The 24,925-nt window shown below is 65.6% G+C and carries 17 protein-coding genes; 10 read left to right on the top strand and 7 right to left on the bottom strand.

Annotation, left to right across the window (positions count from 1 at the left end):
* Positions 1–337 precede the first annotated feature (337 nt).
* Both ACPT9U_RS01455 and ACPT9U_RS01450 read left to right on the top strand, forming a co-directional pair.
* Positions 338–1,678 carry a hemolysin family protein gene (locus ACPT9U_RS01455; protein WP_435749649.1) on the top strand — a complete coding sequence of 447 codons (1,341 nt, stop codon included), beginning with the start codon at positions 338–340 and terminating at the stop codon, positions 1,676–1,678.
* Complete coding sequence (locus ACPT9U_RS01450; protein WP_435749648.1) at positions 1,675–2,793, top strand: AI-2E family transporter; 1,119 nt, start codon at positions 1,675–1,677, stop codon at positions 2,791–2,793. The genes ACPT9U_RS01455 and ACPT9U_RS01450 overlap by 4 nt, the downstream gene beginning before the upstream one ends.
* A 24-nt stretch (positions 2,794–2,817) precedes the next feature.
* Here the strand turns inward: ACPT9U_RS01450 and ACPT9U_RS01445 are convergent, their stop codons facing one another.
* Complete coding sequence (locus ACPT9U_RS01445) at positions 2,818–3,597, bottom strand: ParA family protein (RefSeq protein WP_435749647.1); 780 nt, start codon at positions 3,595–3,597, stop codon at positions 2,818–2,820.
* A 363-nt stretch (positions 3,598–3,960) separates the two neighbouring features.
* Between ACPT9U_RS01445 and ACPT9U_RS01440 the strand changes: the two genes are divergently transcribed.
* From ACPT9U_RS01440 to dnaE, 4 genes are all read left to right on the top strand, one after another.
* Entirely contained in the window at positions 3,961–6,255 is a 2,295-nt protein-coding gene (locus ACPT9U_RS01440) for an NADP-dependent malic enzyme (RefSeq protein WP_418364986.1), read from the top strand.
* 105 nt (positions 6,256–6,360) lie between these two features.
* On the top strand, positions 6,361–7,557 hold the full coding sequence (locus ACPT9U_RS01435; protein ID WP_435749646.1) for a phospholipase A: 1,197 nt from the start codon (positions 6,361–6,363) through the stop codon (positions 7,555–7,557).
* Positions 7,558–7,616: 59 nt separating this feature from the next.
* Positions 7,617–8,591: a quinone oxidoreductase family protein gene (locus ACPT9U_RS01430; protein WP_435749645.1), complete on the top strand. Its 975-nt coding sequence runs from the start codon at positions 7,617–7,619 to the stop codon at positions 8,589–8,591.
* Between the two features lie 110 nt (positions 8,592–8,701).
* Positions 8,702–12,226, top strand: a complete 3,525-nt coding sequence (dnaE, locus tag ACPT9U_RS01425; RefSeq protein ID WP_435749644.1) for a DNA polymerase III subunit alpha — start codon at positions 8,702–8,704, stop codon at positions 12,224–12,226.
* Between the two features lie 44 nt (positions 12,227–12,270).
* On the opposite strand, the gene ACPT9U_RS01420 is transcribed toward dnaE, so the two are convergent.
* The 4 genes from ACPT9U_RS01420 to ACPT9U_RS01405 form a co-directional block, all read right to left on the bottom strand.
* A complete protein-coding gene (locus tag ACPT9U_RS01420) occupies positions 12,271–12,579 on the bottom strand; it encodes an acylphosphatase (protein ID WP_435749643.1) in 309 nt (102 codons plus the stop codon).
* Positions 12,572–14,263 (bottom strand): SulP family inorganic anion transporter, encoded by a 1,692-nt coding sequence (locus tag ACPT9U_RS01415; RefSeq protein ID WP_435749642.1) that lies wholly within the window; start codon positions 14,261–14,263, stop codon positions 12,572–12,574. The genes ACPT9U_RS01420 and ACPT9U_RS01415 overlap by 8 nt, the downstream gene beginning before the upstream one ends.
* A gap of 167 nt (positions 14,264–14,430) precedes the next feature.
* Positions 14,431–16,599: a methionine--tRNA ligase gene (gene metG, locus ACPT9U_RS01410; RefSeq protein ID WP_435749641.1), complete on the bottom strand. Its 2,169-nt coding sequence runs from the start codon at positions 16,597–16,599 to the stop codon at positions 14,431–14,433.
* A 172-nt stretch (positions 16,600–16,771) separates the two neighbouring features.
* Positions 16,772–17,344, bottom strand: coding sequence for an OmpA family protein (locus ACPT9U_RS01405; RefSeq protein ID WP_320368285.1), 573 nt, complete (start codon positions 17,342–17,344; stop codon positions 16,772–16,774).
* A gap of 185 nt (positions 17,345–17,529) precedes the next feature.
* On the opposite strand from ACPT9U_RS01405, the gene apbC reads away from it, so the two are divergent.
* The 3 genes from apbC to ACPT9U_RS01390 all read left to right on the top strand — a co-directional run bounded on the left by apbC (position 17,530) and on the right by ACPT9U_RS01390 (position 21,748).
* Positions 17,530–18,621: an iron-sulfur cluster carrier protein ApbC gene (apbC, locus tag ACPT9U_RS01400; protein ID WP_435749640.1), complete on the top strand. Its 1,092-nt coding sequence runs from the start codon at positions 17,530–17,532 to the stop codon at positions 18,619–18,621.
* Positions 18,622–18,787: 166 nt separating this feature from the next.
* A complete protein-coding gene (gene dcd / locus ACPT9U_RS01395; protein ID WP_048705906.1) occupies positions 18,788–19,354 on the top strand; it encodes a dCTP deaminase in 567 nt (188 codons plus the stop codon).
* 150 nt (positions 19,355–19,504) lie between these two features.
* Positions 19,505–21,748, top strand: a complete 2,244-nt coding sequence (locus ACPT9U_RS01390) for an arginine/lysine/ornithine decarboxylase (RefSeq protein WP_320368283.1) — start codon at positions 19,505–19,507, stop codon at positions 21,746–21,748.
* A gap of 92 nt (positions 21,749–21,840) precedes the next feature.
* On the opposite strand, the gene ACPT9U_RS01385 is transcribed toward ACPT9U_RS01390, so the two are convergent.
* Together ACPT9U_RS01385 and ACPT9U_RS01380 are read right to left on the bottom strand one after the other, a co-directional pair.
* Positions 21,841–22,338, bottom strand: a complete 498-nt coding sequence (locus ACPT9U_RS01385) for a dihydrofolate reductase (protein ID WP_435749639.1) — start codon at positions 22,336–22,338, stop codon at positions 21,841–21,843.
* Positions 22,335–23,129: a thymidylate synthase gene (locus ACPT9U_RS01380; protein ID WP_435749637.1), complete on the bottom strand. Its 795-nt coding sequence runs from the start codon at positions 23,127–23,129 to the stop codon at positions 22,335–22,337. The genes ACPT9U_RS01385 and ACPT9U_RS01380 overlap by 4 nt, the downstream gene beginning before the upstream one ends.
* Before the next feature lie 435 nt (positions 23,130–23,564).
* Between ACPT9U_RS01380 and ACPT9U_RS01375 the strand changes: the two genes are divergently transcribed.
* Complete coding sequence (locus ACPT9U_RS01375; protein WP_435749636.1) at positions 23,565–24,701, top strand: hypothetical protein; 1,137 nt, start codon at positions 23,565–23,567, stop codon at positions 24,699–24,701.
* The last annotated feature ends 224 nt before the right edge of the window (positions 24,702–24,925 follow it).

The raw sequence follows: 24,925 nt of genomic DNA, 5'->3' as shown, positions 1-24,925 counted from the left end.
CCTGCTCCCGAAGGACACAGACCCTTGCGCGCTGTGATGCACGGACCTTGCCCTAGGGCAAGGTCTTGCTTGCAACGGATTCGATCGTTGCCCCCGGCACCGGGAGACGATCTTGCGACCGGTCTGCCGTGATGACGATGCCGAGGCGAAAAAGCTACTCCCCTTGATGGGGCGCGAGTGTGTCTGGTGCACCACGGCAAAGTCAAGGGGGTTTGCGAACGCTCGCGGGGCCGCCTGGTCGACACCTGCCCGGGGCTCGGGCATGATCGCCGGCGTCCGGCGCCGTTCCCATTTCCCCACAGGCACTCTGCGCCCTCATTTCAATCGACCAGAACTCATGGAAATCGTCTTCCTCGTTGCGCTCATCGTCCTCAACGGCGTCTTCGCCATGTCCGAGATCGCGCTGGTAACTGCGCGCCGGGCACGGCTGGCACGCCTGGCGGAGGACGGTGACGGCTCGGCTGCGGTGGCAATCAAGCTCGGTGAGGATCCAACCCGATTCCTGTCGACGATCCAGATCGGTATCACATCGATCGGTATTCTCAATGGTATCGTCGGTGAAGCAGCGCTCGCCGGCCCGCTCGCCGACTGGTTGCAGGGGGTGGGCATGGAACAGCGGGTGAGCGAGATCGGCTCGACCGTGCTGGTCGTGGTGGTGATCACCTACGTCTCGATCGTGGTCGGCGAGTTGGTGCCCAAGCGTATCGGGCAACTCAGCCCGGAGGGCATCGCCCGCCTGGTAGCGCGACCGATGAGCCTTCTGTCGGCGGCTTCGCGACCTTTCGTCTGGCTGCTTTCCGGCTCGACCGCGTTGATGCTGCGCCTGATGGGGCAGCGCGAAAGCGGCGGCCCGAGTGTCACCGAAGAGGAGATTCACGCCATGCTGGTCGAAGGCTCAGAGGCGGGCGTGATCGAGAAGAGCGAGCACGACATGGTACGCAACGTGTTCCGCCTCGACGACCGGCAGATCGGATCGCTGATGGTGCCGCGCGCCGACATCGTCGCCCTCGACGTCGAGCGTCCGCTTGCGGAAAACCTCGAACTGGTCGCGGCGGTGTCCTTCTCGAGCTTCCCCGTGTGCCGCGGCGGTCTCGATGACATCCTGGGCATCGCCAGCACCAAGCAACTCTTCAACCAGTCGCTGTGCGGCCAACCGATCGACCTGATGCGCGACCTGCTGCCTGCCGTCTACGTGCCCGAATCGCTCACCGGCATGGAACTCCTCGATCAGTTTCGTGCTTCGGGCACCTATTCGGTGTTCGTCATCGACGAGTACGGCGAGATCCAGGGCATGGTCACGCTGCACGACGTGATCGAGTCGGTGACCGGTGAGTTCCTGCCGCAGGGCAACGAGGAAGAGGCCTGGGCGGTGCAGCGTGAGGATGGTTCCTGGCTGCTCGAGGGGCTGATCCCGATCGTCGAACTGAAGGACCGGCTCGGCATCCGGACGGTGCCGGAAGAGGAGAAGGGGCGCTACCACACACTGTCGGGCATGGTCATGTGGTTGCTCGGGCGCGTGCCCAACACGGGCGACATCGCTACCTGGGAGAACTGGCGCTTCGAGGTGGTCGACCTCGACGGCAAGCGCATCGACAAGGTGCTGGCGACCGCGCTGCCGGCGGCACCCGAAGAGCAGGCGAACGCAGCGTCGCCGCTCGAGGGGGGCGAGGCGGCATGATCGACCAGGTCGCCGAAAAAGTCGCTCGCCGCGTCATCCTCGCGTTCGTGCTCGGCGGCCTGTTGCTGCTGAGCTATGCGGTGCTGCACATGTTCATCGTTCCAGTGGCGTGGGCGGTAATCATCGCCTTCGCGACCTGGCCGGCCTATCGGCGCCTGCGTGCGGCCATGCCGCGCTATCCGACCTCGAGCGCGCTGCTGATGACGCTGCTGCTGAGCACTGCCTTCGTGCTGCCGGCGCTGTGGATCGGCATGCTGCTGCAGAGCGAGCTGGCGCTGGCGATCGCTGCGATGACGGCACAGATCAAGCAGGGTGCGCTGGTTCTGCCGGAGTTCGTTCGCACCCTGCCGTGGGTGGGGGATGCGCTGCAGGGCCTGCTCGACGAGCTCACCCACGACCCCGAAGCACTCAAGGCGCAACTGACCGACTGGGTGCGTCGCGGCAGCGATCAGGTCGTGGCGCTGATCGGCGACGTCGGTCGCAACGCGGCCAAGCTGGGCTTTGCGCTCATCACGGTGTTCTTCCTGTATCGCGATGGCGACCGCGTGCTGTCCCAGGTGCATGGGGTGCTGCGCCATTTCCTCGGCGAGCGTGTCGATTCCTACCTGGGCGCGGTCGGCGGCATGACCAAGGCCGTAGTCTGGGGGCTGATCGTGACCGCGATCGGCCAGGGTTTCGTTGCGGGCCTGGGGTACTGGTGGGCGGGCGTTGCGGCGCCGGTGCTGCTCGGCGCGGTGACCGCGGTGATCGCGATGGTGCCCTTCGGCACGCCCTTCGCGTGGGGTTCGATCGGCATCTGGCTGCTGGTGACCGGGAACACGGTCGAGGGCGTGGGCCTGCTGCTGTGGGGTGTGCTGGTGGTGAGCTGGGTGGACAACCTCATCCGCCCGCTGGTGATCAGCAGCGCGACGCGCATTCCCTTCCTGCTCGTGATGTTCGGCGTGCTCGGCGGACTGGCGGCGTTCGGGCTGGTCGGGCTGTTCCTCGGCCCGGTCGTGCTCGCGGTGCTGATGGCGGTGTGGCGCGAGTGGATTGATGAGTCCGAGTTCGGGCGGTTGACCGGCGTGCAGCCGCCCGCGGTCGAGGACACGGGCGGGGAGCAGGCGCCGCGCTGAGCGATGGCCCGCCCGGGTGCCGGCTCAGGCGCCGTACTTGCGTACCAGCGTGTCGTGCAGGGCGACGAATTCCTGTGCGAGCTTGTGCTTCGGGTCGAGGTGGATCATCGGCTTGGCCTGTTCGTGCGATTCCTTGATCTTCACCGAAGCCGACAGGTAGGGCTGCAACACCGGCAGGCCTTCGTCGATCAACTCCTGCACCACCTTCTGCGGCAGGCTTGCGCGGGGCTGGAACTGGTTGACCACGATGCCCTCGATCTCGAGCTTGCGGTTGTGGTCGGAGCGGATCTCCTGCACGTTCTCGAGCAGCGAATACAGCGCCTTGCGCGAGAATTCGTCGCAATCGAAGGGGATCAGGCAGGCATCGGCCGCGATCAGCGCCGAGCGCGTGAAGAAGTTCAGCGCCGGCGGGGTGTCGATGTACACGCAGTCGAAATCTTGCGCCAGTTCTTCCAGGGCATCGCGCAGCTTGTAGATCTTGTAGCGCGATTCGAGCTTGCCTTGCAGTTCCTCGAGCTGGGGGTGCGAGGGCATCACGTGCAGGTGCTCGAACGGGCTGGCGACGATGAATTCTTCGGTGTCGCGCGGGTTGAGCTTGAAGTTCAGCGTCTGGTCGAAGAAGTCGGCGAGCGTCGCTTGCAGATCCTCGCCGCTGGCGCCGAGCAGATACTGCGTGGAGTTGCCTTGCGGGTCGAGATCGACGACGAGGGTGCGCTTGCCCTGCTGGGCGCTGATTGCCGCCAGGTTGCAGGTGATCGTGGATTTGCCGACCCCGCCCTTCTGATTGAACACCACTCGACGCATGCGTTTCTCCCCGTTATGGCTGCGGTTTCGGCCTGGCGCCGCAACCGCAGCCCGCATTCTGCCAAAACATGGGGCGCTCGGGGGGCGCGGAAAATGCCTCGCCGATATGCGGCAGTGCACATGAGCCCTGCCCAAGGGGGTGCCGCTGCGGTAAACTTTCGCGACGTCAATCGAGGCCGTTCCCGCGCTCGGGGTTTCAAGACCCCCCGGATGCGAACAACAACAAGCAAGCCTTGCGAACATCCCGAACGATGCATGCGTGTCCGAGCTGCCCGGCCGGCACGTGCCGCGCTGGTCGTCGCCGACCAGCGCCGCGCCACCATACCGCCACAAAACACACCTCACTGCTGAAGAGGGTAGATCATGGATCAGGATTTCATCGCCGCAGCGCTCGACTATCACCGCTCTCCCACCCGCGGCAAGATTTCGGTCGTGCCCACCAAGGGCCTCACCAACCAGCGTGACCTTGCGCTCGCCTATTCGCCCGGCGTCGCCGCAGCCTGCGACGCGATCGTCGCCGACCCCGCCGAAGCCTTCGAGCTGACCAGCCGCGGTAACCTCGTCGCCGTCGTGACCAACGGCACCGCCGTGCTGGGACTGGGCAACATCGGCCCGCTCGCTGCCAAGCCGGTGATGGAAGGCAAGGGCTGCCTGTTCAAGAAGTTCGCCAATATCGACGTCTTCGACATCGAGCTCGCCGAGAACGACCCCGACAAGCTGATCGAGATCATCGCTTCGCTCGAGCCCACGCTGGGCGGCATCAACCTTGAGGATATCAAGGCGCCGGAGTGCTTCTACATCGAGAAGAAGCTGCGTGAGCGCATGAAGATTCCGGTCTTCCACGACGACCAGCACGGTACCGCCATCATCTCCGCCGCCGGCCTCGTCAACGGCCTCAAGGTGGTGGAGAAGGACATTGCAGAAGTCAAGCTGGTGTGCTCCGGGGCCGGCGCTGCGGCGATCGCATGCCTCGACATGATGGTCAGCGTGGGCCTGCGCCGCGAGAACATCTACGTCTGCGACTCCAAGGGTGTCATCTGGGAAGGCCGCGAAGCCAACATGGAGCCGACCAAGGCGCGCTATGCGCAAAAGACCGACGCACGCACGCTGGGCGACGTGATCGCCGGCGCCGACGTCTTCCTGGGGCTCTCCACCGCTGGGGTGCTCAAGCCCGAGATGGTGGCGAAGATGGCCGACAAGCCGCTGATCTTCGCGCTCGCCAACCCCAACCCCGAGATCCTGCCGGCCGACGCCAAGGCCGTGCGCCCGGACTGCATCATCGCGACCGGCCGTTCGGACTTCCCGAATCAGGTCAATAACGTGTTGTGCTTCCCCTTCATCTTCCGCGGTGCGCTGGACGTGGGCGCCACCACGATCAACGAGGAGATGAAGCTGGCCTGCGTGAAGGCGATCGCCGAGCTGGCCGAAGCCGAGGCCAGCGACATCGTGGCGAGCGCCTACGGCGGACAGGAACTGAGCTTCGGCGCCGAGTACATCATCCCGAAGCCCTTCGATCCGCGCCTGATCGTCAAGATTGCGCCTGCGGTGGCGAAGGCCGCGATGGATTCGGGGGTTGCGACCAAACCGATCGAGGACTTCGATGCCTACGTGTCGAGCCTGAACGCCTTCGTCTATCAGTCCGGCATCGTCATGAAGCCGGTGTTCGCCGCAGCCAAGGAGGTGCCGGCCGAGCAGAAGCGCGTGATCTACGCCGAGGGCGAGGACGAGCGCGTGCTGCATGCAGTGCGCGTGGTGCTGGACGAGGGGATTGCCAAGCCGATCCTGATCGGCCGCCCCGAGGTGATCGAGATGCGCATCAAGAAGCTCGGCCTGATCCTGCAGCCCGGGCGCGACTTCGAGGTGGTCAACCCGGAGTCTGATCCGCGCTACCGCGAGTTGTGGACCGAATACCACCGCCTGATGAGCCGTGACGGCGTGACCCCCGAAGTGGCGAAGGCCAAGATCCGCCGCGACACCACGCTGATCGGCGCCATGCTGCTGCGCCGCGGCGATGCGGATGCGCTCGTGTGCGGCACTTTCGGCACCTACGACTACCACCTCGAGCAGGTGCGCAACGTCATCGGCCTGGCGCCGGATGCCAAGCTCTTCGCTGCCATGAACCTGCTGCTGCTGCCCAAGCGCATGCTCGCGATCGCCGACACCTATGTGAACGAATCGCCGAGCGCCGAGGAGATCGCCGAGATCGCCCGCATGGCGGCCGCGGAACTGCAGCGCTTCGGCATCGAGCCGAGCGTGGCGCTGCTGTCGCACTCGAGCTTCGGCAGTTCCACCTCCGCCTCGGCGCGCAAGATGCGTCGTGCCTGCGAGATCCTGCACGAGACTTCGCCGGAGCTGAACGTGGACGGCGAGATGCACGGCGATGCCGCGCTGTCGCAGGAGATCCGCGACGCGCTGTACCCGGACTCGCACCTGCAGGGGCAAGCCAACCTGCTGGTGATGCCGAACCTCGATGCGGCGAATATCTCCTTCAACCTGATGAAGGTGGCCAATGGAGACGGCGTCTCGGTTGGACCGATGCTGCTCGGCGCGGCGAAGGCGGTGCATATCCTCACGCCGTCGGCGACCGTCCGCCGGCTGGTGAACATCACCGCGCTGGCGGTGGTCGACGCCAAGGAAACGCGCGCCAGTCAGGGTTGATGCGCGCGGGGCGCATGCGCTCCGTGGATATCCTTCATCGTTGGGGCAGTCCTGTACGGGGCTGCCCCGCTTTCTTTGCTGACCTTCCGTGTGCTCTCCTTTTCGATGATGAACGGTTCTCGACCCGCTCGTTTCCGGCGCCTTCCAGGGTGTGCGCTCGCGCTGCTGCTGTGTGCGCTGCCCGCAGCCGCCGCGGAATGGCTGCTTGCCGCTGCCGACCACCAGGCGGTGCCCGGAAGAAACTTCGAGCTCGTTGTAGTGGGCGGAGCCGGCGAGGATGCGAGCCGCTGGCCGCAACGTCTGCCTGCCACCATCGAACTTCCCGGTGCGGGGCCGCGGATCGCCTTGCAGTTGGTCGCGATCGGGCCGGTCGAGGCGGGGGCCGCCCAGCGGCGCTATTTCGCACGCTGGCCGATGGAGGTGACGGGCGTGGTCCGTATCGTGCTCGATGAGCATTCCTCTGCGCGCCTGCTCGTCGACGCCAGGGCGGACACGCAGCGCGTGGAGCCAGCCGCGGTGCAGGCGGAGCAGGGCCTCGACCCGCTCGCTCCTGTAGCAGCGGTGGCGCCGGATGCGGCGCCCGTCGAGCCTTCGGCCATCGGTTTCCATGAACCGATGTACTTCCTCGTCGGTGGCAAGGATCCGACATCTGCCCGCTTCCAGTTCAGTTTCAGATACCGGATCTTTGACGCCCACGGGGTGGTGGCAGAGAAGATTCCGGTGGCTCGCGGCCTCTATTTCGGCTTTACCCAGACTTCGCTGTGGGATCTGGAGTCCGAATCCAAGCCGTTCCGCGATTCGAGCTTTCGCCCGTCGTTGTTCTACCGCTTGGCGCTGGACGATCCCGACCGTCGCGGTTCGCTTGCGCTCTACGGGGGTTACGAGCACGAGTCCAATGGCCAGGAGGACAGACCCTCGCGCAGTATCGATACCTTGTTCCTGCGCGCCGATGCACGCTTGCGGCTCGACGATAAGGGAACCTACCTTGGCATTGCCCCCAAGCTCTGGACCTACCTGGATCGCGAGGACAACCCGGACATCGCGCGCTACCGCGGCTATGGTGAACTCGGTCTGCGCCTGGGGCGCGACGACGGGTTGATGTTCTCCACGCTGCTGCGCCGCGGCACGGCCGGCAAGATGGGGGCGCAGTACGACCTCTCCTATCCGATCCGGCGCAGCGTGTTCTCGGGGGTGGGGGCCTTCGTGCACGTGCAGGCGTACAAGGGATATGGTGAGACCCTGCTCGAGTACGACGAGAACAAGGAAACGCAGTTCAGGGTCGGCGTTTCGCTGGTACGCTGACTGCCCCCAAGGCCTGCCGCAGGGCGCCTGCGGCGTACAGGACAGAGAAGGAGAATCCGATGACCCATGCCATTCGCTTTCACCGCACCGGCGGCCCAGAAGTGTTGCAGTGGGAGACCGTCGATCTGCCGCCGCCCGCCGCGGGCGAGGTGCGTCTGCGCCACCATGCGGTCGGGCTGAATTTCATAGACACCTATCATCGCAGCGGGCTCTATCCGCTGCCACTGCCTTCCGGCATCGGTCTGGAGGCTGCCGGCGTGGTCGAGGCGGTGGGCGAGGGCGTGGACGCGTTCGCTCCGGGCGACCGCGTCGCCTACACCAGCGGGCCGCTCGGCGCCTATGCCGAGGCGCGCAACATCGAGGCCCGCCATCTGGTTCGCCTGCCCGAGAACATCTCCTTCGAGCAGGGTGCGGCGATGATGCTGCAGGGGATCACCGCCCACTATCTGCTGCATGCCACTTACCCGGTGAAGGCGGGCGAAACTATCCTGGTCCATGCCGCGGCCGGCGGTGTGGGTTCGATCCTGGTGCAGTGGGCCAAGCTGCTCGGTGCCACCGTGATCGGCACGGTGGGCAACGAGGAGAAGGCCGTGCGTGCGCGGGCGCTGGGTTGCGACCACGTTATCGTGTACAGCCGCGAGGACTTCGTCGGCCGTGTACGTGAGATCACCGCAGGCGAGGGGGTGGCGGTGGTGTACGACTCGGTCGGGCGTGACACCTTCCTGCACTCGATCGCCAGCCTGCGCCGGCGCGGAACGATGGTGAGCTATGGCAATGCCACCGGCCCGGTCGCGCCCTTCGACTGCGCCTTGCTGCAGAAGTCCGGGTCGATTTTCGTGACTCGGCCAGGGCTGTTCGACTATATCGCCACCCGTGATGAGCTGTGCGAGCGTAGCGCAGCACTCTTTGAGGTGGTGGGCAGCGGTAGGCTCCGGGTCGAGATCAACCAACGCTATGCGCTCTCTGATGCTGCGCAGGCGCATCGCGACCTCGAAGCACGCAAGACCACGGGCTCGACGATCCTGCTGCCCTGAAGCGGGCGCGGTGGGCGGCGGGCGCCGCCCGCCCGGGGTGGGTGCAAAAGGTGTAACGGAGTCGTTATCGGGCGCCGGTCCTTGCGCCCGCCTCGGGTAAAATTTGCGCCATGAATCCTGCAGCCCACCCTCCGGCCGAATCGAGCCTGGCGCCGAGCGCACCGCGCTTCGTACATCTCCGGGTCCACTCCGAATACTCGATCACCGACGGCATCGTCCAGCTCGACCAGGCGATCGCCGCTGCGGCGGCCGACGGCATGCCGGCGCTCGGCATGTCGGACCTGGTCAACCTGTTCGGCATGGTCAAGTTCTACAAGGGCGCGCGCGGCAAGGGCATCAAGCCCATCGTCGGCGTGGATGCCTGGATCCAGAACGAGGCCGAGCGCGACAAGCCTCACCGCGTGCTGCTGATCTGCAGAAACCGCGCGGGCTACGGCCAGCTGTGCGAGCTGCTCACGCGCGCCTACCTCGAGAACAAGCACCGCGGCCGCGCCGAGATGCGCCGCGAGTGGTTCGAGGGCGGCGCCGCGAGCGAGCTGCTGTGCCTGTCGGGCGCGATGAGCGGCGACATCGGCGCGGCGATCGCCGCCGGCAACCTCGCGCTCGCCGAACAGCTCGCCGCCGACTGGGCGCGGCTGTTCCCGGACGCCTTCTACATCGAGCTCCAGCGCGCCGGTCACCCCGGCACCGAGTCGTACATCCGCCACGCGGTGGACATCGCCGGCCGGCTCGGCCTGCCGGTGGTCGCGACCCACCCGGTGCAGTTCCTGAAGCGCGAGGACTTCAAGGCCCACGAGGCGCGGGTGTGCATCGCCCAGGGCTACGTGCTCGCCGACAAGCGCCGGCCGCGCGACTTCACCGAGGAGCAGTACCTCAAGAGCCAGGCGGAGATGTGCGAGCTCTTCGCCGACCTGCCCGAGGCGCTCGAGAACGCGGTCGAGATCGCCCGCCGCTGCTCGCTGACCGTGCAGCTGGGCAAGAACTTCCTGCCGCTCTTCCCGACCCCCGAGGGCATGACGCTCGACGACTTCCTGGTCGCGGAGGCGAAGAAGGGCCTGGAGGAACGCCTCGTCCAGCTCTACCCGCACCCCGAGGAGCGCGAGCAGCAGCGCCCGCGCTACGAGCAGCGGCTGAAGTTCGAGACCGACACCATCATCCAGATGGGCTTCCCCGGCTATTTCCTGATCGTTGCCGACTTCATCCAGTGGGGGAAGAACAACGGCGTGCCTGTCGGCCCGGGGCGCGGTTCGGGCGCGGGCTCGCTGGTAGCCTATTCGCTCAAGATCACCGACATCGACCCGCTCGAGTACGCGCTGCTGTTCGAGCGCTTCCTGAACCCCGAGCGGGTGTCGATGCCCGACTTCGACATCGACTTCTGCCAGGACAACCGCTACCGCGTCATCGAGTACGTGCGCGAGCGCTACGGCAAGGACGCGGTGAGCCAGATCGCCACCTTCGGCACCATGGCCTCGAAGGCGGTGGTGCGCGACGTCGGCCGCGTGCTCGACCTGCCCTACGGCCTGTGCGACCGGCTGTCGAAGCTGATCCCGATCGAGGGCGCCAAGCCCGTCTCGCTCAACAAGGCCTACGAGATGGAGCCGCAGATCGGCGAAATGATGGCCGACGGCAACGACGGCGAGTCGGTGCGCGACCTGTGGAGCCTCGCGCAGCCGCTGGAGGGCCTCTCCCGCAACGTCGGCATGCACGCCGGCGGCGTGCTGATCGCGCCCGGCAAGCTCACCGACTTCTGCCCGCTCTACATCGCCGACGGCGAGGATGCCACGCCGGTGTCGCAGTTCGACAAGGACGACGTCGAGGCCGTCGGCCTGGTGAAGTTCGACTTCCTCGGCCTGCGCAACCTCACCATCATCGAGCTCGCGCTCGAGTACGTGGCGCGCCTGGAGGGCAGCCGGCCCGACCTGATGAGCCTGGGCTTCGAGGATCCTGCCGCCTACCAGATCCTGAAGGACGCCAACACCACGGCGATCTTTCAGGTCGAATCGGACGGCATGAAGAAGCTGCTGAAGAAGCTCGCGCCCGACCGCTTCGAGGACATCATCGCGGTGCTCGCGCTCTACCGTCCCGGCCCGCTCGGCTCGGGCATGGTGGACGACTTCATCCTGCGCAAGAAGGGCCAGCAGGAGATCGACTACTTCCACCCCGACCTCAAGGCCTGCCTGGAGCCGACCTACGGCGTGATCGTGTACCAGGAACAGGTGATGCAGATCTCCCAGATCATCGGGGGCTACACACTCGGTGGCGCCGACATGCTGCGCCGCGCGATGGGCAAGAAGAAGGCCGATGAGATGGCCAAGCACCGCGCCACCATCGCCGAGGGCGCGAAGCAGAAGGGCTACGATCCGGCGCTCGCCGAGCAGCTCTTCGACCTGATGACCAAGTTCGCGGAGTACGGCTTCAACAAGTCGCACACTGCGGCCTACGCAGTCGTTACCTACCACACTGCCTGGCTGAAGGCGCACCACTGCGCGGCCTTCATGGCGGCGACGATGTCGTCCGATCTGGACAACACGGATACGGTCAAGATCTTCTATGAGGACACGCTCGCCAACGGCATCAAGGTGCTGCCGCCGGATGTGAATACCTCCGACTATCGCTTCGTGCCGGTCGATCGCAAGACCATCCGCTACGGTCTGGGCGCGGTGAAGGGCGTGGGCGAGCCGGCGGTGCGCGCGATCCTCGCCGCACGTCAGAAGGGTGGCGTTTTCGGTGACCTGTTCGACTTCTGCGAGCGGGTGGACCGGCGCATGGTGAACCGCCGCGTCATTGAGGCGCTGATCCGCGCCGGCGCCATGGACACGCTCGCCGGCCACGCCGGCCTGGACCGCGCGCAGCTGATGGCCACGGTGGCGTTGGCGATGGAGGCGGCCGAGCAGGCGGCGGCCAACGCGATGCAGGGGGGGCTCTTCGACCTGATGCCTGAGGCCGCAGGGGCGGCACCCGAGTTCGCGAAAGTGCGTGCATGGACCGAGCGCGAGCGCCTCAAGGAGGAGAAGCTCGCGATCGGCTTTTTCCTCTCCGGTCACCCGTTCAACGCTTTCAAGCAAGAGGTGCGTCGCTTCGTGCGTCGCACGCTGGCGCAGCTCGAGCCCTCGCGCGATATCACCATGCTGGCCGGCGTGGTGATGGAGCAGCGCACCAAGGTCGGCAACCGGGGCAAAATGGCCTTCGTGCAGATCGACGACGGCACCGAGCCGCGCGAGGTCACGGTGTACTCCGAAGTGCTCGAGGCCAGTCGCGGCAAGATCATCACCGACGAGGTGGTGGTGGTCGAGGCCAAGGTCAGCAACGACGACTTCTCGGGTGGCCTGCGCATCATCGCCGACCGCATCCTGACGCTTGGCGAGGCGCGCAGCCGCTTCGCGCGCGCCCTTACGCTGCGCATCAACGGCGAGGTGGGTGCGAGCGGCGGCGCGGTGGCGGCGGCCGGCAAACTGCAGACCCTGCTCGAGCCCTTCCGCGAGGGCGGCTGCCCGATCCGGGTGAGCTACCGCAACGAGGCAGCCGAGGCCGAACTCCCGCTCGGCGACGAGTGGCGGGTGCGGCTGGAAGATGCGTTGCTGGAAAGCTTGCGCGACTGGCTGGCGCCGGAGGCCGTCGAGGTGATCTACCAGTAAGGCGGGAGACCGGGACGGCAGACACCGGGCGACGCGCGGCGGCCTCACGCCGTCGGGCGTTGTTCGAAGCCCTCGACGGCGTCCGCGTCGGCCGCGCTGATCTCGATGCGGGCCACGTCGGCTTTCGGCGGCCCTTGGCGCGCCCAGTCGATGAAGTCGTCGATACGCGCCTGGGGACCGATCACCAGCGCCTCGACCCAGCCCTCGTGACGATTGCGCACCCAGCCGCGCAGGCCGAGGCGGGTTGCCTCGGCCTGCGCGCTGGCGCGGTACCACACGCCTTGTACCTTGCCGTGGATGGCGAGCAGGCGGGCGACGGTATCTTGCGATGAGGGATCCTGTACTTCAGGCATAGGCGATCTCCGGTTCCCTGCCACTGAGCAGGCGTGCGCGGGCGACGGCCTCTTCGAGCGTGGCGGTGATGTTGTCGTCGCCCAGGCGGTCGAGGAAGCCGGAGCGGAACACGATTGAGCCGGGCTGCGAGCCGAGCCGGCACAGGATCAGGTGGGCGCCGCGTTTCTGCAGGTTGCGGTGCAGGGTCTGCAGGATGTCGAGCCCGGTCGTGTCGAGGCTGAGCACGCGGTCCATGTCGAGGATGACCACGTCGGGGTGGCCGTCCTGCATCAGCAGCAGGTTCTCGAGCTTGTTGGCGGCCCCGAAGAAGAGGCTGCCGGAGAGCTTGTAGGCGAGGATGCGCGGCGTGCCGTCCGCGCGCAGCTGGGTTTCGGCGCCCGCCAGCTCGGGCAGCGCGATGCGCTCGATGCGGGTGAGATCGGACATGCGGTACATGAAGAACAGGCTCGCCAGCACCATGCCGATCTCCACCGCCAGGGTGAGATCGAACAGCACGGTGATGAAGAAGGTACCGAGCAGGATGGTGCGGTACTGCAGCGAGTAGCGTGCCAGTTCGCGCGGCGCGAAGGCGTGCCATTCACCCATGTTGATCGACACGATGACCACGATCGCCGACAGCGTGGCGAGCGGGATGTGGCTGGCCGCGGGGGCGAGCGCGAGTACGATTGCGAGCAGCACCCCGGCGTGGATGATGCCGGCAACCGGGGTGCGGCCGCCGGTGCGGATGTTGGTGGCGGTGCGCGCGATCGCGCCGGTGGCGGCAAAGCCGCCGAACAGCGGCGCGGCGACGTTGGCGATGCCCTGCGCCATCAGCTCCTGGTTGGGATCGTGGCGGTCGTCGATCTGGCTGTCGGCGACGCGGGCGGAGAGCAGCGACTCGATCGCGCCGAGCAGCGCGATCGTGATCGCCGGTGCGACCAGCTTGCCGAGCGTGGACAGGCTCATCTCCGGCAGGCCGAAGGCGGGAATCTCCTGCGGGATGCCGCCGAACCGGCTGCCGATGGTGTCGACCGGAAAGGCGATCAGGGCGTTCACCGCGGTCATGATGATCAGTACTGCGAGCGGTCCGGGCAGGCGGCGCATCCAAGCGGTCCGCACCGCCTGGCGGTTCCACGCCACCAGGATCACGAGCGAGGCTACCGCCAACGACACCGTGGGCAGGTGCAGTCCCGGCAGGGCTGCGGTGAGTGCGCCCATCTTGGCGAAGAACTCGCCCGGCAGGTCGGTGATCTGCAGGCCGAGGAAATCCTTGATCTGCGAGATGAAGATCACCACCGCGATGCCGTTGGTGAAGCCGATCACGACCGACAGCGGGATGAATCGGATCATGTTGCCCAGGCGCAGCGCGCCCATGGCGAACAGCAGTACGCCCGACATCATCGTGGCGATGAGCAGGTTCTGCACGCCATGGTCGGCCACGATCGCGTACACGATGGGGATGAAGGCGCCGGTGGGGCCGCCGATCTGCACCCGCGAGCCGCCGAGAAAGGCGATCAGGAAGCCGGCGACGATCGCCGTCCAGATGCCGGCGGTGGGCGACATGCCCGAGGCGATCGCGAAGGCCATCGCCAGCGGCAGCGCGAGCACGCCAACGGTGATGCCCGAGGAGAGGTCGCCGACGAAGGTGGCCCGGCCATAGCCGGGTAGGGTGTCGAAGAGTTTGGGACGGAAGTCGAGTTTCATGCTGTCTCCGCTGCGTGCTGGTTCAGGACGGGGCGCGAGGCCCAAGCAGCGCCGCCTTCGGATCGAGGGCTGACGCGAGCGGCGGAGAGGCTCACCCTCGGCCCGCGTGGTGCAGGACGATCCAGCGCTTGGAGGGTGTGAGCGGCATGACGGCTACTCGGCGTGGATCACTTCACCTTCATGCCCGGCAGCGCGCCGGCGTCGGGTGACAGGATGAATAGGCCCGGCGTGGCGCCTTCGGTGTCCGAGGCTGCGAGCACCATGCCCTCGCTCATGCCGAACTTCATCTTGCGTGGTGCGAGGTTGGCGACCATCACCGTCATGCGCCCGACGAGTGTGGCCGGGTCGTAAGCCGACTTGATGCCGGCGAAGACCTGGCGCGGCTTGGCATTGCCGGCTTCGTCGGTTTCGCCGATGTCGAGTTGCAGGCGGATCAGCTTGTCGGCGCCCTCGACGTGCTCGGCGTTGACGATTTTCGCGATGCGCAGGTCGACCTTGGTGAAGTCGTCGATCGAGATGTGGGGCGACGCCGTCTCGGCCGCCTGCGCGACGTGCTGCTGCTTCTCGGCATGGCGCTGCTGCGAGGACGCCGCCTTGGCGTCCTTCGCCGGGGTGGCGGCAGGGGCGAGCGACTCGCGGTTGGCCTCGAGCAGGGCATCGATCTGCTTGCGCTCGACGCGCGTCATCAGGTGGCTGTACGCCTGGATGGCGTGGCCTTCAGGCAGCGGCGCCCACTCGCCCCGCCAGTCCATCGTCGGGATGGCGAGGAAGGCCTCGACCTGCGCGGCCAGCGCCGGCAGCACCGGCTTGAGGTAGCGGGTGAGGTCGCGGAACATCGTCAGCGCGGTGCTGCACACCGCATGCAGGCGGGCTTCCTGCCCTTCCTGCTTGGCGAGTTCCCACGGCTTGTGGTCGTTGACGTACTGGTTGGCGACATCGGCCAGACGCATGATCTCGCGCAGCGCGCGGCTGTAGTCGCGCTCGTCGTAGGCGGCGGCAATCCGGCCTTCGCTCCACGCGGCGGCGAACTCGGCACAGGCGGCGGCATCGACCTCGCCCAGCCTGCCGTCGAAGCGTTTGCCGATGAAGCCGGCGCAGCGGCTGGCGATGTTCACGAACTTGCCGACGAGGTCGGAATTGACCTTGGCGATCATGTCGTCGAGGTTGAGGTCGACGTCTTCCATGGTGCCGTTGGACTTGCCGGCGAAGTAGTAGCGCAGCCACTCGGGGTTGAGCTTCTGCGCGATGTAGGAGTGCGCGGTGATGAAGGTGCCGCGGCTCTTGCTCATCTTGGCGCCATCGACGGTGAGGAAGCCGTTGACGCACAGCTGGCTGGGGGTGTTGTAGCCGGCGAACTTCAGCATCGCCGGCCAGAACAGGGCGTGGAAGTAGAGGATGTCCTTGCCGATGAAGTGCACCATCTCGGTGCCGGCCGTGGCGGCGCGGGCGGCGTCCGTGTAGTCCTCGACGGTAATCGTCTCGCCCGCGGCGGCGCGCTTCTCGACGAGGTTGCGGAAGCTGGCGAGGTAGCCGATCGGCGCGTCCAGCCACACGTAGAAGTACTTGCCCGGCGCGCCCGGGATCTCGAAGCCGAAGTAGGGCGCGTCGCGCGAGATGTCCCAGTCGGAAAGCTTGTTTTCGCCTTCCTCGCCGAGCCACTCCTTCATCTTGTTGGCGGCTTCCGCCTGCAGGCGGCGCTCGCCGGCGGTGTTGGTGCCGCGCGTCCATTCACGCAGGAAGGCGACGGCGCGCTCGTCGGAGAGGCGGAAGAAATAATGCTCCGAAGTCTTCAGCACCGGTTTGGCGCCGGACACCGCGGAGTAGGGGTTCTTGAGCTCGGTGGGAGCGTAGGCCGCGCCGCAGACCTCGCAGTTGTCGCCGTACTGGTCGGCCGCGCCGCACTTGGGACATTCGCCCTTGATGAAGCGGTCGGGCAGGAACATCTCCTTGACCGGGTCGTAGTACTGCTCGATCGAGCGCGTGTCGATCAGGCCGCCGGTCTTCAGCTTGCCGTAGATGTCCTCGGCGTAGAAGCGGTTCTCGGGGCTGTGCGTGGAGTGGTAGTTGTCGAAGGCGACGCCGAAGGCGGTGAAGTCACGCAGGTGTTCGCCATGCACGCGGTCGATGAGCTGCTCGGGGGTGAGGCCTTCCTTCTCGGCGCGCAGCATGACCGGCGTGCCGTGGGTGTCGTCCGCGCAGACGTAGTGCACCGAATGGCCCCGCATGCGCTGGTAGCGCACCCAGATGTCGGCCTGGATGTAGCCCACCAGGTGGCCGAGGTGGATGTCGCCGTTGGCGTAGGGCAGGGCGTTGGTGACGAGGATCTTGCGAGACATGATGTGTGCGGACGGGCCTGCTGAATAAAGTCAGGAGTTTAACAAAGCGGGCGCCCGCACTGTGGTCGCGCGCAAGGATCTGGGTCTGCTCGCGAATCGGGTGCTCCGGGCGCCTTCTCTTCATGAACACGTCCTCGACGGCGGGCAGGGGGCGGTTGGATGCACCTGATGCTCAAGGTTGCCGGCTGAGGATCAGTTCTACCCGACGGTTCCGCGCGCGTCCTTCATCGGTGGCGTTGCTGGTGAGCGGGTCAGCTTCGCCATGGCCGTCCGCGCTCAGGCGTTCCAGCGCGATGCCGCGCTGGCGGAGGTGCTCGGCGACCGCTTCGGCCCGGGTGATCGACAACTGCAGATTGACCATCTCGCTGCCCTGGCTGTCCGTATGGCCGACCACCTTCACCGCCGCACCCCCTTCGCCGGCGAGGACGGCTGCGAGCGTATCGAGCGCCTTGGCCAGGGGTGGGCGGATCTCTGCGCTGCCGCTCGCGAACCCGTCGGGTACCGGAATCTGCAGGCGTAGCCCCTGGCCTTCGGGGCTGCCGATCTCGATGCCGTGCACCTCGGCGGTGGCCGTGAGCAGGCGCTGGTGGAGCGCCGGCCAGTCCGGCTCGGGCGTGCTCACGCGCACGAGTGCATGGCGATTGACCGGGTCGGTGGGTTCGGGGGCGGGGAGGGTCGCGCAGGCGCCGAGCAGCAGGGCAGAACCGACAAGGGGGAGGAGACGGCAGCAGCGTTGCGTATTCATGGAGGGCGTGGATGGATGCCTCTTGGGGGATGCCTGCCGTGGCAAGGCGTCGTGCCAGATCGTGGGGGCAGCGGAACTGCAGTAATAAACCCTGTTCAGAACGCGGGTGAGCGAATGCTCCCGCTCCGGTATGATTCTGCCGCTTTCACCCCGCAGCGGGTGCACCGATTTTCGAGGAAAACGCGATGAGTCTTGATCAGCAAACCGTAAACGAAGCGCTCAAGCAGGTGATCGACCCGAATACCGGCAAGGATTTCGTGGCTGGCCGCAGCATCCGTAACCTGAGCGTCGAGCACGGCACCGTCCGTTTCGATGTCGAGCTCGGCTATCCGGCCAAGAGCCAGCATGAGCCCATCCGTGCCCTGCTGAGCGAGGCCGTGTCGAAGCTGTCCGGTGTCCAGCGCGTCGAGATCAAGGTGACCAGCAAGGTCGTGGCGCACGCGGTGCAGCAGGGCGTGAAGCTGCTGCCGGGTGTGCGGAACATCATTGCCGTAGCCTCGGGCAAGGGCGGCGTGGGCAAGAGCACGACTGCGGTGAACCTCGCGCTGGCGCTGTCGGCCGAAGGCGCTCGGGTCGGCATCCTCGACGCCGACATCTATGGTCCCTCGCAGCCACAGATGCTGGGCATCGGCGATCAGCGTCCGGTGTCGGCAGACGGCAAGACCATGATCCCGCTGCAGGCCTACGGACTGCAGGCCATGTCGATCGGCTTCCTGATCGATCCTGATACGCCGATGGTCTGGCGGGGGCCGATGGCTACGCAGGCGCTGAACCAGATGCTCAAGGACACCGCCTGGGACGATCTCGACTACCTCGTCATCGACATGCCGCCTGGCACCGGCGACATCCAGCTCACCCTGTCGCAGAGCGTTCCGGTGACCGGTGCAGTCATCGTCACCACGCCGCAGGACATCGCCCTGCTCGATGCGCGCAAGGGCGTGAAGATGTTCGAGAAGGTGGGCGTGCCCATCCTGGGTGTGGTGGAGAACATGAGCATCCACATCTGTTCGAAGTGTGGCCACGAGGAGCACATCTTCGGCCACGGCGGTGGCGAGAAGATGTGCGCGGATTTCAATGTGCCCTTCCTCGGCGCGCTTCCGCTGGATATCCAGATTCGCAGCGAGGCCGACGGTGGCTCGCCGACGGTCGTCGCCGACCCCGAGGGGCGCATCGCCTCCACCTACAAGCAGATCGCGCGCCGGGTCGCGGTGCGCATCGCAGAGCGCTCGAAGGACATGACGCACAAGTTTCCGAACATCGTCATCAAGAGCACCTGAACCCGGGTGCTTCCGGGGCGGAGCGCCACGGCGGCCGTCCCGGTGTGCGGTGCAGCAACAATGCCGTGGCGAGGTCTTTCCCCGCTGCAGCGCTTGTCCTACACTACGCCGCTTTTACGACCGGCCCTGCTGCCGGCCGCAACGCACCCCGCTGGAACCCGCGCCCATGTCCATCAAGTCCGACAAGTGGATCCGCCGCATGGCCCAAGAGGCCGGCATGATCGAGCCCTTCGCGCCGGAGTTGGTGCGCAGCAACGACAGCGGCCGCATCGTCTCCTACGGCACCTCGAGCTACGGCTACGACGTGCGCGTGGCAAACGAATTCAAGATCTTCACCAACATCAACTCGACCATCGTGGACCCCAAGGACTTCGATGCGCGCAACTTCGTCGATTTCACGGGCGACGTCTGCATCATCCCGCCGAATTCCTTCGCACTGGCGCGCACGGTCGAGTATTTCCGCATTCCGCGCAGCGTGCTGACAGTGTGTCTGGGCAAGAGCACCTACGCGCGCTGCGGCATCATCGTGAATGTCACCCCGCTCGAGCCCGAGTGGGAAGGCCACGTGACGCTCGAGTTCTCCAACACCACGCCGCTGCCGGCCAAGATCTACGCCAACGAAGGCGTGGCGCAGATGCTGTTCTTCGAGTCGGACGAGGTGTGCGAGACCTCTTACAAAGATCGCGGTGGCAAGTATCTCGGCCAGACTGGCGTCACCTTGCCAAAGATCTGAAGCGACGACGCGCAGAGAGGATGCATCCACGGGGCCGCCTGACGGCCCCTTGTACTTTTCCGAAGCACTTTCGGTAACGCGCAGGCAACCCACGACGGCTACCCTGCCCATTTTGTCCGTCCCGCAAGGACACCGCTGGAGAGGACCAGGATGAGATTTCACTTCCCCATCATCATCATCGACGAGGATTTCCGCTCGGAGAACACCTCGGGACTGGGGATCCGCGCGCTGGCGAAGGCGATCGAGGACGAAAGCATGGAGGTGCTCGGTGTCACCAGCTATGGCGACCTGACCTCCTTCGCGCAACAGCAGAGCCGCGGCTCTGCCTTTATCCTGTCGATCGATGACGAGGAGTTTTCCTCGCCCGAGGCTTCGGCCAAGGCCATCGCCGATCTGCGCGCCTTCGTCGTCGAGATTCGCTTCCGCAATGCCGACATCCCGATCTTCCTGCATGGCGAGACGCGCACTACGCGCCATATCCCCAACGATGTGCTGCGCGAGATGCACGGCTTCATCCACATGTTCGAGGACACACCGGAGTTCATCGCGCGCTACGTGGTGCGGGAGGCGAAGAACTACCTCGATTCGCTGGCGCCGCCCTTCTTCCGCGCACTGGTGCACTACGCCGCCGACAGCTCGTATTCGTGGCACTGTCCGGGGCACTCGGGCGGGGTCGCCTTCCTGAAGAGCCCGGTGGGCCAGATGTTCCACCAGTTCTTCGGCGAGAACATGCTGCGTGCGGACGTCTGCAACGCGGTGGACGAGCTTGGTCAACTGCTCGACCATACCGGTCCGGTGGCGGCCTCGGAGCGCAATGCGGCGCGCATTTTCAACTGCGACCACCTGTACTTCGTCACCAACGGCACCTCGACCTCGAACAAGATGGTGTGGCACACCACGGTGGCGCCCGGCGACATCGTCGTCGTCGACCGCAACTGCCACAAGTCCATCCTCCACTCGATCATCATGACCGGTGCGGTGCCGGTGTTCCTGACGCCGACGCGCAACCACTACGGCATCATCGGCCCGATCCCGCTGGAGGAGTTCTCGATCGAGAACATTCAGAAAAAGATCGAGGCCAACCCCTTCGCTCGCGAGGCGAAGAACAAGAAGCCACGCATTCTGACGATGACGCAGTCGACCTACGATGGCGTGGTCTACAACGTCGAGACCATCAAGGAAATGCTCGACGGCCAGATCGACACCCTGCACTTCGACGAAGCCTGGTTGCCGCACGCCGCCTTCCACGATTTCTACGGCGACTATCACGCGATCGGCGCGGATCGTCCGCGGTGCCGCGAGTCGATGGTGTTCTCCACCCAGTCGACCCACAAGTTGCTCGCCGGCCTGAGCCAAGCCTCGCAGATCCTGGTGCAGGACTCGCAGACTCGCAAACTCGACCGCGACATCTTCAACGAGGCCTATCTGATGCACACCTCGACCTCGCCGCAGTACGCGATCATCGCGTCCTGCGACGTGGCGGCCGCGATGATGGAGGCACCAGGCGGTACCGCGCTGGTGAACGAATCACTGTCCGAGGCGGTGGAGTTCCGTCGGGCGATGCGCAAGGTGGACGCCGAGTTCGGCGAGGACGAGTGGTGGTTCAAGGTCTGGGGGCCGGATTATCTCGCCGAGGAAGGCATCGGCCACCGTGACGACTGGACCCTGAAGGCGGGCGAGCGCTGGCACGGCTTCGGCAACCTGGCCGAAGGCTTCAACATCCTCGACCCGATCAAGGCCACGATCATCACCCCGGGTCTCAACATGGACGGCGACTTCGCCGAACATACGGGCATCCCGGCGGCGATCGTCACCAAGTACCTGGCGGAGCACGGCATCATCGTCGAGAAGACCGGCCTGTACTCCTTCTTCATCATGTTCACCATCGGCATCACCAAGGGCCGCTGGAACACGATGGTGACCGAGTTGCAGCAGTTCAAGGACGACTACGATCGCAACCAGCCGTTGTGGCGGGTGATGCCCGAGTTCATCGCCAAGCACCCCCGTTACGAGCGCGTCGGCCTGAAGGATCTGTGCAACCAGATCCACAGCTTCTACAAGGACCACGATGTTGCCCGACTGACCACCGAGATGTATCTCTCGGACATGGTGCCGGCGATGAAGCCTGCCGATGCCTTCGCGAAGATGGCCCACCGTGAGATCGAGCGTGTGGTGCTCGACGAACTCGAGGGCCGCGTCACGGCGATGCTGGTCACGCCCTATCCGCCGGGTATCCCACTGCTGATCCCGGGCGAGCGCTTCAATGCCACGATCGTGCGTTACCTGAAGTTCGCGCGCGACTTCAATGCGCGCTTCCCCGGCTTCGAGACGGACATCCACGGTCTGGTCAAGGGCGAGGACGGCCGCTACCACGTCGATTGCGTGAAGGGCTGAGCGCTGGCGCCCGGGTACCCGGGCGCTTCGATTGAAGAAGGAAGAGGGGCCGCGGATTGCGGCCCTTCTTCATGGTGTGTGGTGTTGGGGGCTCAGCGTCGCCGGTACTGCACGAAGTCGAAGTCGTACTCGTTCTCTTCGTCTGCGCTGCGCGCTTCGCGCCGGTCTTCCACGAATTCGGACAGATCGAAGGGCGGGAAGTGCGCATCCCCTTCGACGTCCGCCCAGACTTCGGTGAGCTCCAGTCGGTCAGCCAGGGGAAGTAAAGTGTCGTAAAGCTGCGCGCCGCCGATGACGAACAGCGTGCCGCTGTCAATAGCGGCTGCGATCGCAGCCTCCGGGCTGGCAAAGACTTCGGCACCGTCGGCGTTGAAGTCTTTGCTGCGGGATACCACCATGTTGCGCCGCCCGGGCAAAGGACGTCCGAGCGATGCCCAGGTCTTGCGCCCCATCAGGATGGGGTGCCCCATGGTCAGCGCACGGAAACGCTGCAGATCCGCCTTCAGCCGCCAGGGTAGGCCATTGTCGCGGCCGATCACGCCGTTGCGCGCGACGGCGGCGACGATGACGATCTCGGGGGTCTTGCTCATATGGCCACCGGAGCCTTGATATGTGGGTGGGGATCGTAGCCTTCGAGGCTGAAGTCCTCGAAGCGGAACGCGAATATGTCCTTGACCGCAGAGTTGAGCCGAAGTTGCGGCAGCGCGCGCGGCGTGCGCGACAGTTGCTCCCGCGCCTGATCGAGATGGTTCAGGTAAAGGTGGCAGTCCCCGCCTGTCCAGATGAAATCGCCCGGTTCGAGATCACACACCTGTGCCACCATGTGCGTCAGCAGCGCGTAGGACGCGATGTTGAACGGGACGCCCAGGAAGATGTCCGCACTGCGCTGATAGAGCTGACATGAGAGCCTGCCCTTTGCCACGTAGAACTGAAAGAGTGCGTGGCAGGGGGGAAGCGCCATGCGGTCTACCTCCCCCGGATTCCAAGCCGAGACGATGTGGCGGCGGGAGTCCGGGTTGCTCCGGATGCCATCGATCAGCCGGGCGATCTGGTCCACGCGGGTGCCATTGGCGTTCTCCCAGCGGCGCCACTGCTTCCCATAAACCGGGCCAAGCTCACCGTCCTCGTCTGCCCATTCGTCCCAGATCGAGACCCCGTTTTCCTTGAGGTAACGGATGTTGGTGTCGCCCTGGAGGAACCAGAGCAGTTCATGAATGATGGAGCGGGTGTGGAGCTTCTTCGTCGTCAGGAGTGGAAAGCCTTTCTGCAGGTCAAAGCGCATCTGCCAACCGAACACCGACACGGTACCGGTTCCGGTTCGGTCGGTCTTGCCGTCGCCGTGCTCGAGCACGTGGCGCATCAGGTCGAGGTACTGTTGCATGGGGGCCCTCGCAAAAGCCTCGATTCTAACGGGTGAGTACCCGCTCCTGCCATTTGAGCCGCGGCGTCGCGACAGCCTATATGATCTGGACATTGCGCGGCTGCGAGGCGCAGAATGCCGCAAACACATCAGCGGGTAGGGTGTGCCCCTGAGCGGCGTCCTCTGCCCGCCCATTCGGAGACCGTCTTGCACGCCCCCAGGCCTCTCGATTATTCCCCTGTTGCCGTCTTTGCCGGTGCCGGAGACGCTGTTGCCGGCTTTCATGCAGCGGCGTTCGCGTTGCGCTCGCTTGCCGGACCCGGTCATGAGAGCGCGGGGGATGCAGCATTCGGCATCGTCTGTAGCTATGGCGATGCCTTCGGAGATGCTGTCGCTTCCTCTGCTCCGGGAGCCGGTGCCGGGCGTGTTCGGGATGCGGGATGGGCTGTGCGCTGGGTGGCCAGCGTACGTGACTGCGCGATCGCCTTGAGTGATGCGTACTGGGCGTCGTGCAGGGCCGCGGATGGTTCGGCGCCCGCTGCGTACCGCCTGCGTCTGGCGTCGAGCGCTGCGGAAGTGGTCAAGTGGTCCGCCTGCAGCCGAAGCCGCCCGCCCCTGGATGTATGGGGGCGTCTGGCCGTTCTCTTCACTGACGCTCCCGAGTCGTATGGACGACTGGTCGGGGGCGACCTGCCGGGCATCGGGCGAGAGTATCTGCGTGCGATCGCTTACCATAGCGCGGGTCTTGACCAGATGGTGCTTGATACGGCGCTCGCGGCCTGCGCATTGATCGACCGTGCGCTGCCCTTCATCGAGTTGTCCCGCAAGAAGAGTCTGCCGCTCCAGTATGTGGTTTCGCCACCGGATGCGCCGATGCCGGAGCGCCGGGCGGGAGAGCCGTCGTCGGGAGCGTGGCATTTCCAGGCGGACGCTGCAGGCGAGCTTCTGCGCGGATTCCGGGAGGCGCTCGAGCGTGGGGAAGTGCCGGCAGCACTTGCGGGGCAACCCCTTCCGGCACTGCACGATGCCGTCGAGGCGCTCCTCCGTAGATGGTCTGCGGACCCGCCCATCCGTCTGCGTCGACGCTTCCCTCAGGAAGCCGAGATCGACGTGACGCATGGGTTCGAGAACTGCCTTGCCGTACTGGATGAGCGTGCCTCAATCTCACGCCAGAGGTGCCGCACACTGGACTTCAGCCATAGCGGCTTGCACTTTTCCATGGACCTTGAACCCCCGGGGGGCTGGCCTGACATCGGAGGGCTGGTTGCTGTGCATTTCGTAGATGGGCAGGGCTGGCAGCTTGGGGTCGTCCGCCGGCTTGGTTTTGGGCAGCCGCTGACGGACCTTGGTATCGAACTGATTGCGCGTAAACCGCAGGCTGCGGATCTCGATGACGGGCGCTCGCCGGTGCGCTGCATTCTGTGCGACGAAGTATTGAAAGGGGAGTTGGTGCGGGTGGTGCTGCCATCCGACTGCGAGTTCGTATCGGAGCGAGTCTTCCTGCGCTCAGTTGCGGGCTTGTTCACCCTACGCAAGCTCCAGCAGGAGCTTGTCGAGCGAGACTATCGTATCTGCACCTTCCAGGTGCTCTGATCCGCCCGAGTGGATCGTTTAGGTTTTTGTGCAGATAGTGCTTGACGTTGTTTCTGCTGGGTCTATAATGCGCACCTCTTCAGCGCTGCAGCGGTTTCTTCGGAAGCGGTGTGCGGGGTTGAGGGGGTTGAAGCGGGAGGTTGTTGGGCGGTGGATCGGGTCTTGGCGGTGAGCTGGGGCGTTAAAAAAGATTCACGAAATGCTTGACAGGGATTAGGTGGTTG

Source organism: Thauera sp. AutoDN2 (assembly GCF_051280715.1).
In the GTDB taxonomy this organism is placed as follows: domain Bacteria; phylum Pseudomonadota; class Gammaproteobacteria; order Burkholderiales; family Rhodocyclaceae; genus Thauera.
This window is presented reverse-complemented; position numbering and strand designations above follow the sequence as displayed.